At 54.2% G+C, this 12,659-nt stretch carries 10 protein-coding genes; 5 read left to right on the forward strand and 5 right to left on the reverse strand.

Annotated features, from left to right (window positions below; all coding sequences use genetic code 11):
- Complete coding sequence (gene fdnG, locus CKQ54_RS03060; protein WP_120163142.1) at positions 1–3,048, reverse strand: formate dehydrogenase-N subunit alpha; 3,048 nt, start codon at positions 3,046–3,048, stop codon at positions 1–3.
- A gap of 144 nt (positions 3,049–3,192) precedes the next feature.
- Between fdnG and fdhD the strand changes: the two genes are divergently transcribed.
- From fdhD to yiiM, 4 genes are all read left to right on the forward strand, one after another.
- The gene (gene fdhD / locus CKQ54_RS03065; RefSeq protein ID WP_120163141.1) at positions 3,193–4,035 is read left to right on the forward strand and encodes a formate dehydrogenase accessory sulfurtransferase FdhD; all 843 of its coding nucleotides are present in this window, start codon (positions 3,193–3,195) and stop codon (positions 4,033–4,035) included.
- 208 nt (positions 4,036–4,243) lie between these two features.
- Positions 4,244–4,864, forward strand: coding sequence for a superoxide dismutase [Mn] (gene sodA, locus CKQ54_RS03070; protein ID WP_113876859.1), 621 nt, complete (start codon positions 4,244–4,246; stop codon positions 4,862–4,864).
- A 290-nt stretch (positions 4,865–5,154) separates the two neighbouring features.
- Entirely contained in the window at positions 5,155–7,101 is a 1,947-nt protein-coding gene (locus CKQ54_RS03075) for a methyl-accepting chemotaxis protein (protein WP_120163140.1), read from the forward strand.
- 109 nt (positions 7,102–7,210) lie between these two features.
- Positions 7,211–7,882 (forward strand): 6-hydroxyaminopurine reductase, encoded by a 672-nt coding sequence (yiiM, locus tag CKQ54_RS03080; RefSeq protein WP_120163139.1) that lies wholly within the window; start codon positions 7,211–7,213, stop codon positions 7,880–7,882.
- Between the two features lie 70 nt (positions 7,883–7,952).
- Here yiiM and CKQ54_RS03085 read toward each other — a convergent pair whose 3' ends face one another.
- Both CKQ54_RS03085 and CKQ54_RS03090 read right to left on the reverse strand, forming a co-directional pair.
- Positions 7,953–8,312, reverse strand: coding sequence for a YibL family ribosome-associated protein (locus tag CKQ54_RS03085; RefSeq protein ID WP_120163138.1), 360 nt, complete (start codon positions 8,310–8,312; stop codon positions 7,953–7,955).
- Positions 8,313–8,377: 65 nt separating this feature from the next.
- Complete coding sequence (locus CKQ54_RS03090; RefSeq protein ID WP_120163137.1) at positions 8,378–9,877, reverse strand: aminotransferase-like domain-containing protein; 1,500 nt, start codon at positions 9,875–9,877, stop codon at positions 8,378–8,380.
- Between the two features lie 145 nt (positions 9,878–10,022).
- Here CKQ54_RS03090 and CKQ54_RS03095 point away from each other — a divergent pair, with 145 nt between their 5' ends.
- On the forward strand, positions 10,023–10,631 hold the full coding sequence (locus CKQ54_RS03095; protein ID WP_112287248.1) for a LysE family translocator: 609 nt from the start codon (positions 10,023–10,025) through the stop codon (positions 10,629–10,631).
- 130 nt (positions 10,632–10,761) lie between these two features.
- Here CKQ54_RS03095 and CKQ54_RS03100 read toward each other — a convergent pair whose 3' ends face one another.
- Both CKQ54_RS03100 and CKQ54_RS03105 read right to left on the reverse strand, forming a co-directional pair.
- Positions 10,762–11,310 carry an MltR family transcriptional regulator gene (locus CKQ54_RS03100; RefSeq protein ID WP_014411435.1) on the reverse strand — a complete coding sequence of 183 codons (549 nt, stop codon included), beginning with the start codon at positions 11,308–11,310 and terminating at the stop codon, positions 10,762–10,764.
- Between the two features lie 136 nt (positions 11,311–11,446).
- Positions 11,447–12,595: a mannitol-1-phosphate 5-dehydrogenase gene (locus CKQ54_RS03105; RefSeq protein ID WP_120163136.1), complete on the reverse strand. Its 1,149-nt coding sequence runs from the start codon at positions 12,593–12,595 to the stop codon at positions 11,447–11,449.
- Between the last annotated feature and the right edge of the window lie 64 nt (positions 12,596–12,659).

Consider the following 12,659-nt stretch of genomic DNA (forward strand, 5'->3'; position numbering starts at 1 on the left):
TTAGACCTTTTCCACGTTAACCAGGAACGCCTTGAACTCCGGCGTTTGCGAGTTAGCGTCGCCGACTGACGGCGTCAGCGTGTTGGCTAAATAGCCCTTACGCGTCGCGCCTTCAAAGCCCCAGTGGCACGGGATGCCAATGGTGTCGACGTGCTTACCGTCGATGGTCAGCGGCCTGATGCGTTTGGTCACCACGGCTTTCGCCACGATGAATCCGCGCTTCGAGGAGACTTTCACCTCATCGCCCTGCGCAATGCCTTTCGAGGCGGCCAGACCTTCGCCGATCTCGATAAACTGTTCAGGCTGCGCGATGGCATTCAGCAACGCGTGTTTGGTCCAGTGGCGGAACAATTCGGTGATTGAATAAGTGGTCGCCACATACGGGAAGTCTTTAGCAGTGCCCATATTCGGCAAATCGCTGGCAAAAATACGTGCGACCGGATTGGAGATCACCGCCGGATGCAGCGGGTTGGTGCCAATCGGCGATTCAATCGGTTCGTAATGCTCAGGGAACGGACCGTCGGCCATTTTGTCGGTGGCAAATAAACGCCCGACGCCTTCCTGCTGCATGATGAACGGCCCTACGCCGGTGCCCGGCGCCGCAGCGCTGTAATCCGGGACATCAAAGCCGGTCCATTTCGCGCCATCCCAGCGGATGATTTCGCGTTTTGGATCCCACGGTTTACCCTGCGGGTCAACGGAGGCACGGTTATACAGAATGCGGCGGTTCAGCGGCCAGCACCACGCCCAGCCGGACGTACAGCCCAGACCCGATGGATCGGCGTTATCGCGGCGCGCCATCTGGTTACCGGCTTCTGTCCAGCTACCGGCGTAAATCCAGCAGAAACTGGCGGTGCTGCCGTCGTTTTTCAGATGGGCAAAGGTCGAAATCTGCTGACCTTTTTTCGCCAGCAGATTGCCCTGATCGTCATGGATATCTGCCAGCGCTTTGCCGTTGGCTTCGCGGGCGATTTCTTCCGGCAGCGGGTCGAGCGGATCCTGATAATCCCACGCCATATTCATCACCGGCAGCGGATTGGCACCGCCTTCTTTCTGATACAGCTCGCGCAGTTTCATAAACAGGCGCGCGATAATTTTGCCGTCGTGCAGCGCTTCACCCGGTGGCTCAGACGCCTGGAAGTGCCATTGCAGCCAGCGGCCGGAGTTCACAATCGAACCGTTTTCCTCCGCAAAACAGGAAGACGGCAGGCGAAACACTTCGGTCTGAATATCGGCGGTCTGCACGTCGTTCATCGCACCGTGGTTTTGCCAGAAGTTCGAGGACTCGGTCACCAGCGGGTCGATCACCACCATGTATTTCAGTTTTGAGAGCGCGCGCGAGGATTTGTTTTTGTCCGGGAATGCCGCCAGCGGGTTGAAGCCCTGCACGATATAACCGTTCAGTTTGCCTTCAGTCATCAGCTCGGCTTGCTGCATCACATCGTAGCTTTTGTCCCATTTCGGCAGCCAGTCGAAGCCCCAGTCGTTTTCCGCCGTGGCATGATCGCCCCAGAAACTTTTCATCATACTGACGAAGAAGTTCGGCGTGTTTTTCCAGAAATTGACCTGCCCGTCCACCAGCGGTGTCGGCGTGATCTGTTGCAGATAATCGCTGAAATTCGTCTGTTTTTCCGAAGGCAAAGGCATATAGCCCGGCAGATTCAGCGAGAGCAAACCGAGGTCGGTGTAACCCTGAATATTGGAGTGACCGCGCAGCGCATTCACGCCGCCGCCAGGCATGCCGATATTGCCCAGCAACAGCTGGATCATCGCCGCACAACGGATGATTTGCGCGCCGCCGGTGTGATGCGTCCAGCCCAGCGCATAAAGAATGGTCGAGGTTTTATCGCGCGCGCAGGTTTCCGCCAGAATAGAGCTGATCAGCAGGAAATCTTCTTTCGAGGTGCCGCACAGACGCTCCACCAGTTCCGGCGTGTACCGGGAAACATGCTCTTTCAGCAGATTCCAGACACAGCGCGGATCCTGCAAGGTTTTGTCTTGTTTCGCCAGACCGTTTTCATCCAGCTGATAGTGCCAGCTGTCTTTGTTGTAGGATTTTTTCGTCGCGTCGAAGCCGCTGAACAGGCCATCGTTAAAGGCATAATCTTCCCGCACCAGCAGGCTGGCGTTGGTGTACTCCCTGACGTATTCGGTCTGAATTTTATTATGCGTAATCAGGTAGTTGATCATGCCGAGCAGGAAAGCGGTGTCCGAACCGGCGCGGATTGGCGCATAGATATCGGCCACGGCGGCGCTGCGGTTGAAACGCGGATCGACGACGATAACTTTGGCGTTATTTTTGGTTTTCGCCTCAATCACCCATTTGAATCCGACCGGATGCGCTTCTGCCGCGTTTCCGCCCATAATCAAAATGACGTTGGCGTTTTTGATATCGACCCAGTTGTTGGTCATCGCACCGCGACCAAAGCTTGGCGCTAATGCCGCGACGGTCGGGCCATGGCAAAGACGTGCCTGACAGTCGATGGCAACCATGCCCAGCGCGCGGGTGAATTTCTGATCCAGCAGGCCGGTTTCGTTACTGGCCGCGGACGAACACAACATGCCGGTGGTCAGCCAGCGGTTAACCGTGACGTTGTTTTCATTTTTCTCGACAAAGTTGGCGTCGCGGTCATCTTTCATCAGGCGGGCGATACGGGAAATCGCCTCATCCCAGCTGATACGCTGCCATTTATCGGAGCCGGGCGCGCGATATTCCGGATATCTCAGACGGCCTTCGCTGTGGATGTAATCCAGTACCCCTGCGCCTTTCGGGCACAACGAGCCACGACTGACCGGATGATCGGCGTCACCCTCTACGTGGAAGATATTTTCAGTGACGTTTTTCGCGCCGTCGCCCTGGCTGTAAATCAACATGCCGCAACCGACTGAGCAGTACGTGCAGTTGTTGCGGGTTTCACGCGAGCGAAGCAGTTTATATTGGCGGGTTTCCGCCAGCGCGATTGTCGGGGCAAACCCCAATAATGCTGCGGTAGTGCCGGCCATACCGCCCGCACATATTTTGAATAATTGTCTTCTGCTGACTTGCATGAAAGACTCCTTCCCATCATTTGTTAACACATTGCTTTCAAATTGCCGCTTTCCGTTGCAGATGCGGAAGCGGTAAAATTAAGACCTAAAGTCCTGACAGTTTGTACGGCTTATGTAGCCGGAATGTTTATAAGGTTATTGCCAATGGATGTCCATCAAGTAAAAGAACTGAGCGAAAAAGATGATAAAAAAGTGACTCAGATCATCGGAGCCAGTCAAAAACCGGTGATGCAGCGCACACATCCTGGCGAACTGGAAGACGACTGGATTGCAGAAGAAGTGCCCGTTGCGCTGGTCTATAACGGAATTTCACATGTGGTAATGATGGCGTCGCCGAAAGATCTCGAAGCCTTTGCGCTGGGGTTTTCGCTGTCGGAAGGAATTATCGAATCGGCTGCGGATATTTACGGGCTGGACGTAACACCAAACTGTAACGGTATTGAAGTTAACATCGAATTATCGAGCCGCCGTTTTGCCGGGCTGAAAGAGCGTCGTCGTGCCATGGCAGGCCGAACCGGCTGCGGCGTGTGCGGCATCGAACAGCTAGGCGATTTGTTCCGCCCGCTCGCCCCGCTGCCGTTTACCCAAACGTTTGAGCTGGCGAATCTGGATAACGCGCTGAATCAGCTGAAATCCGTGCAGGAAATCGGTCAGCTGACCGGCTGTACGCATGCCGCCGCGTGGATAACCTCGCAGGGCGACTTACTGGGTGGCTGCGAGGACGTGGGACGTCACGTGGCACTCGACAAAATGCTTGGCCTGCGAGAAAAACAAAGTGAATGGCAATCCGGCGCCGCGCTGGTGTCGAGCCGCGCCAGCTATGAAATGGTGCAGAAAGCCGCGATGTGCGGTGTCGAAATTTTGTTTGCCGTCTCCGCCGCCACTACGCTGGCGGTAGACGTCGCCGAAAAATGTAACCTGACGCTGGTCGGTTTCAGCAAACCGGGACGGGCAACGGTGTATACGCATCCGCAGCGGTTACGCTGACCCTCTAAGCTTCACGTGCCTTTAGACAATTTAGGATTGTTTGCGGTTATCTGGTTCTAAGCCCCGTATAACAGGCGCTTACGAGTACCCGTACAAAGGGTGGAGCATAGATAATCATTTTCAATATCATTTAATTAACTATAATGATCCGACTGATTACGCGGTGCTCACAATGACGGTGCCGCCCTACACTATGGAGACGATGAACATGAGTTATTCACTGCCATCACTGCCTTACGCATACGACGCACTCGAACCGCATTTCGACAAAGAAACGATGGAAATCCATCACTCTAAACACCACCAGGCTTACGTGAACAACGCGAACGCTGCACTGGAAAGCCTGCCAGAACTGGCAAAACTTCCTGTTGAAGAGCTGATCGCAAACCTGGACAAAGTGCCTGCGGACAAGAAAGTTGCACTGCGTAACAACGCAGGTGGCCACGCTAACCACAGCCTGTTCTGGAAAGGCCTGAAAACCGGCACCACCCTGCAGGGCGAACTGAAATCTGCTATCGAACGCGATTTCGGCAGCGTTGACGCTTTCAAAGAAACTTTCGAGAAAGCAGCAACCACTCGTTTCGGTTCAGGTTGGGCATGGCTGGTTCTGAAAGACGGCAAACTGGCCGTTGTTTCTACCGCTAACCAGGACAGCCCGCTGATGGGCGAAGCTGTTTCAGGCGCATCCGGTTACCCGCTGCTGGGTCTGGACGTTTGGGAACACGCTTACTACCTGAAATATCAGAACAAACGCCCTGATTACATCAAAGCCTTCTGGGATGTTGTAAACTGGGACGAAGCAGCAAAACGTCTGGCTGAAGCGAAGTAATTTCGCTTTACCGCCCATAACGGGCACGATGTTTTCGCCAATGGCGGGTCACTGACCCGCCTTTTTTATGTCCATTTTCATGTACTCTTTATTGAGTAAAGACCTAAGCCTGATCACTGTTTTATTGCCAATTATTCATTTCCCCTCTGCCCTTATCCGATCCCGCTCGCATTAATCAAAAATACGCGCCGTTCCCTATAAAGTTTCTCTTAAGTCCACCGATAGGTTGTTCACAAAGGCTTCACAAAATCACTTATTAATTTTAAAGGGATGTTCGACGGAGAATGAACATGAGCAACGGAACAGGTCTTTCGCAGTGGATGAATAATCTCAAGGTCGGCACCAAACTGGGTCTGGGCTTCGGGCTGGTACTTCTGATCGCCGCGGCCATCACCGTGGCAGGGATGATCAAATTTAACGACATCAGCCAGCGCGCTGAAAAAGTCGATTTCAGCAACCAGATGAATGCGCTGTTAAACGAAGCCCGTCTCAGCCGCACGCTGTATCAGCTCAATTACGATCCCGCTTATCTCAAACAAAATCAGGACAAAATCAGCGCACTTTCGCAGCTGATTGCCCAGTCGAAAGACAAACTGGAGTGGGATGCAGCGAGTCTGGCAGAACTCAATCAGGTGCCGGTTAAAATCCACGAATATCAGCAGGCTCAGGACGCCTTTAAGCTGGCTGTCGATAAGAAGGATGCCGTTCGCGCGAGCTGGAACCTTTCCGAAACTGAAGCCGTGGTGACGCGTTTACAGGATCAGTTGCGCGTGGAAGATGCCGATCCTTCCATCCGTCTTTCTCTGGCTGAGGTAATTCAGAAACTGATCAGCGTGCGTTATAACGTGCGCGGGCTGTTGCTGAGCATTAACAAAGAATCCGAAGCCAAACTGTTGCAGTCGATTGATGACACACAAGCGAATGCCAAAAAGCTGAATGCGCTGCTGTTGCCAAATCAGCAGGCCACTCTCGCCCCGCTGATGAGCGCGCTGGCGACGTATAAAAGTCACGTTGTGGCGTATATGCCCGCCTATGAAGAAGAGCAGAAAAACTCCCAGCTGCTGTCGGTAAAAGCCACAGAAATGAATGCGCTGGTGGCGAAAATCTTCAAAAACGAGCTGGAAAATACGCATCTGGATATCAGCCATGCGCAGATGATCATGATGGTGATTACACTGATTGTGATGCTGGCCGGCATCATCATTGCGTGGCGCATTACCCGCCAGATTGCCCAGCCGCTGCGCGATACACTGAAAACTGCCGAAGCTATTGCTCAGGGTGATCTGACCGCCGCACATCCGACAACACGTCGTGACGAGCTGGGGATGCTGATGAACGCAGTCGCCGCGATGAGCCAGAATCTCAGCACCATGATTTATGAAATCCGCTCCGGCGTTTCGCAGGTGTCCCACGCCGCAGCTGAAATCGCTGCGGGGAATACCGATCTCTCCTCACGCACCGAGCAGCAGGCGGCGGCCGTTGAAGAAACCGCTGCCAGCATGGAAGAGCTGAGCGCAACGGTGAAACAGAACGCTGATAACGCCCATCACGCCAGCAAACTGGCCAGCGAGGCTTCAGGCACGGCGACGCTTGGCGGCAAGCAAGTTGGCGAAGTGGTCGATACCATGCAGCAGATTTCCGGCAGCTCAAAACGCATTGCCGAAATTACCTCGGTCATTAACGGCATCGCTTTCCAGACCAACATTCTGGCACTGAACGCAGCGGTTGAAGCTGCGCGAGCCGGTGAACAGGGACGCGGATTCTCCGTGGTGGCCTCTGAAGTCCGCACACTGGCGCAACGCAGCGCGCAGGCGGCAAAAGAGATTGAAGGGCTGATTGCCGAGTCGGTTGAACGCGTCAGTACCGGTGCCAGACTGGTGGAAAATACCGGGCGCACTATGCAGGACATCGTGAAATCCGTCTCGCATGTTCGCGATATTATGGGTGAAATTGCCTCGGCGTCTGACGAGCAAAGCCGGGGTATCGCGCAGATATCACAGGCGATTGTGGAGATGGACAGCACCACCCAGCAGAACGCCGCGCTGGTTGAGCAGTCGTCTGCTGCCGCTGATTCCCTTGAAGATCAGGCTGCTACGCTGACGCAGGCGGTTTCGGTATTCCGTCTCGCCGGGAACGACAATATGCTGAACGCACCGGCGTCCGCCCCGCTTCGTCGCCCGACTCTCGCACCGCCAGTGCAAGGCAAAACCAGCCAGGAAAACTGGGAAACGTTCTGACCCCTCTTTACTGCGCGCAGTTCCCTGATTGCGCGCAGGTATTCCTTCTATTCCCGCTGCTCAATGCAGGTTATGCTGGTGTGAGTGACATTTCAGCAGCGGAGAGCTTATGCATTATCCCGACGTGTACATCGGTACCATCGAGCAATATCCCGATTTCTCACTCAGTGCGATTGCCAAACGTCAGGTTGATGGTGGCATCGCCTTAACGCCTTTCGGGCTGGAAGGCGATCAGCAGGCCGAAAAGTCATATCACGGTGGCGCTGACCGCGCGCTGTGCCATTTCCCCCGCGAGCATTACGCCTGGCTGCGCCAGCAGTTTCCCGAAGAAGAAGATCGTTTCCATCCGCCTGCTTTTGGCGAAAACCTTTCCACGCTCGGCATGACCGAAGATAACGTATTTATCGGCGATATTTTCCGCTGGGGCGAAACGCTGATTCAGGTCACGCAGCCTCGCGCGCCCTGCTACAAGCTGAACCATTTTCTCGACTGCCAGAATCTGTCGCCACTGTTGCAGCAAAGCGGCCGCTGCGGCTGGTTATATCGCGTCGTGGGCACAGGAAAAACCAGTGGCGATCGTCCGCTGGAATTGCTGACGCGCAACAGTGAAGTCTCCGTCTCCGAAGCTATTTCTATTGCGTTTCACATGCCGTTCGATGAAGAACAGTACCGGCGGCTGATGTCTGCGGCGGGGATTTCAGCAAGCTGGAGTAAAACCATGCAAATGCGTCTGGTGAATCGCAAGATTGAGGATTTTGGGCGGAGATTATTTGGGAAGTAAAAACACATCGGGTGTAGCTGGCGGGGTTTTTCTTTGCTCCTCCCCCTGCGAAGGGGGAGGAAAAGTTACACTAGAATTCTTTTTTCGCGAAACCGGTCACCGCTTTCAGGCCCATTTCACGGCCCAGTGCAGTCATCGGGTGAACCACCACGATACCGCGTACAGTTTTCTTCAGCGTGCCCATATCAGCCTGTTCTTTCTTGGTGATTTCACGGCTGAACAGCTTTTCCAGTTTCTGCGCTTCAGTGCTGAGTTTTTTCACACGCACTTCTTTCAGACGCGCGATCTCGGCAGCCAGCTTTTCTTTCTCTTCTTCGTGCTTGTCGATCAGTTCAGCATTACCTGCCTGAATAACGGTCGCATCTTTGTGATTCAGTGCATCCAGCATGTCGCTGAGACGCTTGATCTCGGCTTTTTCGACTTCTTTCATGATTTCAGATCCGTTCATGCCGCAGCGGGCACGATTGTAAATTGGGAATAATAACCGTCAGTGTATCAGGAAGTGCGCGATTCTTCAGCTTGCTCCTGCGTTTCTGCCAGCCCGGGCGGTAAACCACACATCTCACAGGCACGCTCGCCAATGCGGATCATCGCCGAAATATAACGGGTATCAAAAACATAACAGCACGACAACCGCAGGCCGTTACTGTAGCGACCGCTCGGCGAATACAGTTGTCCCGGCGTCATGCAGATTTTATCTTTCAGCAACTGGCGAAACAGCGTGACGCAATCAACGCCCGGCGGGAAATCGACCCAAATCACAAAACCACCCGCCGGTTGTGTGGCACGCGTCCCCTGCGGGAAATGGCGGGCGATCAGCGCGCGCGCCTGTTCAACCTGTGATGCGTAGCGTTTGCGTAAAGCCCGCAGATGATGGTCATAACCGCCCGATTCCAGAAACACCGTCAGCGTTTGAGAAAGCAACGCGGATTCTGCCATCGATGACACCGCTTTCAGTTTATGCAGCTTATCGGCAAAGCGCCCGCCTTCTACCCAGCCAATGCGGAAATCGGGCGCCAGCGTTTTGGTAAAGCTGGTGCAAAACAGGATCCAGCCGTCACGATCAAAAGATTTCACCGCCGGAGACAGCGTCGCGCCAAACTGAATTTCAGCGTAAAGCCCGTCTTCTATCAGTGGAACCTGATGATCGTTCATCAGGCGCGCCAGCCTTTTCTTCGCTGCCAGCGGCATAGTGAAGCCGAGCGGATTTTGCGCCGTCGGCATGGCGATCACCGCATTCAGCCGTTTCTCGGTGAGCAGCATTTCCAGCACATCCAGGGATAAACCGGTTTGCGGATCAGTCGGGATTTCCACCGCTTTTAGCCCGAGGCTCGCCAGCATCGGCAGCAGATAAAAATAAGTCGGCGTTTCCAGCCCGACGCTGTCGCCCGGTTTGGTGGTGACGCGCAGCGCCAGCTGTAACGCTTCCATACAACCGTGCGTAATCGTGATGTCGGCCGGTTCTAAAATCATGCCGAGCGTCAGCGCACGGCGGGCGATTTGCTGGCGTAACGCCGGACTGCCCGGCGGCAACGCGTATTGCCCGATGAGATTTGGCTGACGGCGCAGCAAAGACGACATAATCCGTCCGAGCTTTCCGGTCGGATAAAAATCATTCGACTGCGGACAGGCCAGCGACAGATTGGTATACGTCGGGTCGATTTGCGAGGCGAAGACTTTGTCGATCAAATCCAGCACTTCATCTGCCGGTTCTGCGGCGGGCGTCTGCGGTTGTTCGTGTGTCTGATGAGTCAGCGCAGGCAGTGCTGCACGGACATAAAATCCGGACTGCGGACGCGCCTCGATAAACCCGCGATCTTCCAGCCGCCGGTAAGCCGCCACCACGGTATTGATGCTGACTGACCAGGTTTGCGCACTGCGCCGCACCGATGGCAAGCGGCTGCCGGGCGCCAGTGTGCCGCGACGAATGGCATCGGCCAGTTGTTCCGCCAGCTGGTTATATCGGGTGTCGCTGAAATCCGCAGTATCAGTCATGGTGTCAGTTCCGTGAAAAGTGATGGATACAGTTTTTCGTTACGCAATCTGTAACCATGACAATAGCGTATTTCTGGTTCTGTTACCTTTCCTGTTCACTGTTTACTCTGGTTGTCTGGAAAACAGGGGATGCAGGAAAACTAAAATGATAGATACCGCTTTTGTCAGTTACGTCACCGTGATGTCAATTACGCCAGGCCCGAACAATCTTTTGCTGGCGGCTTCCGGGGTGAATTTTGGGCTGCGCCGCAGCGTGCCGATGATGCTGGGGATAACCCTCGGCTGCGTGGTGCAGTGCGCCCTGATGACTTCTATGCTGGCGATTTTACTCAGCTGGATGACGGTCGTGCGCCTGCCAATGGCGGCGATCGGTTGCGCGTATCTGTTCTGGCTGTCGTGGAAAATTTACCGTTCCGGCTCGCCGAAAGAAGGCGAAAAACAACAGCCGATGAATATGATTAATGGCGCGTTATTTCAGGCAGTGAATCCGAAAGCCTGGCTGATGGCGACCAATGTTGCGATTCTGTTTACCCCGCCGGATGGCAATATGCTGCATCACACACTGCTGATTTGCCTCGGCTTTGCGCTGATCAATCTGCCATGCATTCTGGTCTGGGTAGTGATGGGTGACAGGTTACGTCAGGCGTTACGTGTGGAATGGAAACTGAAGATGTTCAACACGATCATGGGCGGGATGATGGCGTTAACCGCGCTGTGGCTGCTGGTCGGCGAAGTGCGCCATGCGCTTAACTAAAACGAATCCCCAAAATAGTTCGGGTTGCAGAAAGGCGGCAAGTGATGGAGTCCCGATGAGCTTACTCAAGTAAGTGATTCGGTTAACTTAACGCAGCTAACGCATCTGCGGCTCGAAGTATGACGGGGATTTATTTCTGAACCGGAGAGAGCCTGGAAGGCTGCTGATTACTGATATGGGCGATCAGCCCGGTCACGGAAAGGACCATCGTGGAGCGGACGATTTGCTGGTAACGCTGACGTTGCATGGCGATCAGCGATTCGTCAGCTTCTCCCGGTTTCAGGAACGTCGGTGCCGGTGGCAGTTCCGTCACACAATGCAGTTCACCGAACGGGCCGAGAATTTCATCATCGGTAAAACGATACTCTTCGCCGTCGTAATTCAGCTCTTCACGCAGCGCCATCAGTAATTCCGCATCTTCATATTCATGACGGCTGATCACACCCAGCGCATAAATCAGTTTGAGACGCACCGACAAATCACCGAGCGGACCAGTGCCGGTCAGTAACGGTTCGACCGCATATTTCACCGCGTAATCGTCTTTGCGAAAAACCTGCACCACCAGAATATCCAGCGCTTCGGCCAGTAATTCCACGGCAGTCATCAAAAAACTGCGCACAGTTTTACCCGCATTGAGCTTTTCGAGTACACGGTTTTCAAACGCCTGAGCTTTTTCCATAGGGCTTACTTGCAGTAAAGTGCCGATGCTGACAGCGCCCCTGGCGTCATCCATGATGCGCGCATGTCGGACAGAAACATCCTGCCCGACAGGGCTTTCTTTGCCTGGTGTTGGCGAAATCAAAATAAACGCAGTATTAGTGCATCGATTCGTAGAGAGCGACGGCTTTCGCCACAACTTCGCCATCTTCTGGCAGACCTGAAATCTGGGCGAGGGCGGCTTTTGGCCCGACTTTCTCCAGCAATTCTACCAGTTCTTTAGCTTGCGGGTCTTGCTCGCTGCGGTAATGCATCGCGGCGGCAATCCCTCTGATCAGGTTGTCGTTCGGCAGGCGGTATTCCTGCGTGCCCAGCAACGGTTTAATCAGTCGATCGCCTGCGCTCAGTTTACGCAGTGGCTGACGGCCAACGCGCTCAACGTCGTCATGCAGGTACGGGTTTTCGAAACGGGTCAGAATTTTTTCGATGTAGGCAAAATGTTTTTCCGGGTCAAAACCGTAACGGCGGATCAGCACTTCACCGCTTTCTTCCATCGCACCACGAACCACCAGACGCACTTTCTCGTCGAGGATTGCATCACGGATTGTCGCGTGACCGGCTTGCTGACCGAGATACGCGGTGATTGCATGACCGGTGTTCAGGGTGAACAGTTTACGTTCGACGAACGCCATCAAATTATCGGTCAGCTCCATACCGGCGATGTGCGGCAATTCACCTTTGAACTGGGTTTTATCCACAATCCATTCGCTGAAGGTTTCAACGGTGACTTCCAGCGGATCGGTAGTACCGGCTGCCGCTGGCGGAACGATACGGTCTACGGCGGAATCGACAAAACCGATATGCGCTTCAACCCAGGCCTTTTCATCTTCCGGCAGCGCGTTGAATACGTGCTGTTTGAACTGGCTGGTCCCGCGCACCATGTTTTCACAGGCGATAATATTCAGCGGCTTTTCGTTGCCCTGCTGATGACGCAGAACCAGACCTTTAGCCACGTTTGGCGCGATTTTTTCCAGCACGGTCGGGCCGACGGCAGTGGTCACCAGATCAACTTCGGCGATCAGGTTAATGGCATCCTGACCGGCGCTGTTTACGGCATTCACATTACTGACAGGCTCAACGGTGGCCTGTTCGCCGACAACGTGCACGTCGTAGCCTTTGCGGCTGTTCAGCGCATCCAGCAAGGCAGGACTGACATCGGCAAACGTCAGTTCAATCCCGGCATCAGCCAGTAATTTACCGATAAAACCGCGACCAATGTTACCTGCACCAAAATGTAATGCTTTCATATTTATTCCTTCAAATCGTGAGGAGCACCGGGCTCCGAATCAACAAGCGGGTCTCGCAAGACCC

It is taken from the genome of Rahnella variigena (genome assembly GCF_003610915.1).
Taxonomy (GTDB): domain Bacteria; phylum Pseudomonadota; class Gammaproteobacteria; order Enterobacterales; family Enterobacteriaceae; genus Rahnella; species Rahnella variigena.

What these genes read in the sequence shown, in the direction of transcription:
- fdnG (WP_120163142.1), bottom strand. Translation starts at nt 3,048, where the DNA reads ATGCAAGTCAGCAGAAGACAATTATTCAAAATATGTGCGGGCGGTATG.
- fdhD (WP_120163141.1), top strand. Translation starts at nt 3,193, where the DNA reads ATGGATGTCCATCAAGTAAAAGAACTGAGCGAAAAAGATGATAAAAAA.
- sodA (WP_113876859.1), top strand. Translation starts at nt 4,244, where the DNA reads ATGAGTTATTCACTGCCATCACTGCCTTACGCATACGACGCACTCGAA.
- CKQ54_RS03075 (WP_120163140.1), top strand. Translation starts at nt 5,155, where the DNA reads ATGAGCAACGGAACAGGTCTTTCGCAGTGGATGAATAATCTCAAGGTC.
- yiiM (WP_120163139.1), top strand. Translation starts at nt 7,211, where the DNA reads ATGCATTATCCCGACGTGTACATCGGTACCATCGAGCAATATCCCGAT.
- CKQ54_RS03085 (WP_120163138.1), bottom strand. Translation starts at nt 8,312, where the DNA reads ATGAAAGAAGTCGAAAAAGCCGAGATCAAGCGTCTCAGCGACATGCTG.
- CKQ54_RS03090 (WP_120163137.1), bottom strand. Translation starts at nt 9,877, where the DNA reads ATGACTGATACTGCGGATTTCAGCGACACCCGATATAACCAGCTGGCG.
- CKQ54_RS03095 (WP_112287248.1), top strand. Translation starts at nt 10,023, where the DNA reads ATGATAGATACCGCTTTTGTCAGTTACGTCACCGTGATGTCAATTACG.
- CKQ54_RS03100 (WP_014411435.1), bottom strand. Translation starts at nt 11,310, where the DNA reads ATGGAAAAAGCTCAGGCGTTTGAAAACCGTGTACTCGAAAAGCTCAAT.
- CKQ54_RS03105 (WP_120163136.1), bottom strand. Translation starts at nt 12,595, where the DNA reads ATGAAAGCATTACATTTTGGTGCAGGTAACATTGGTCGCGGTTTTATC.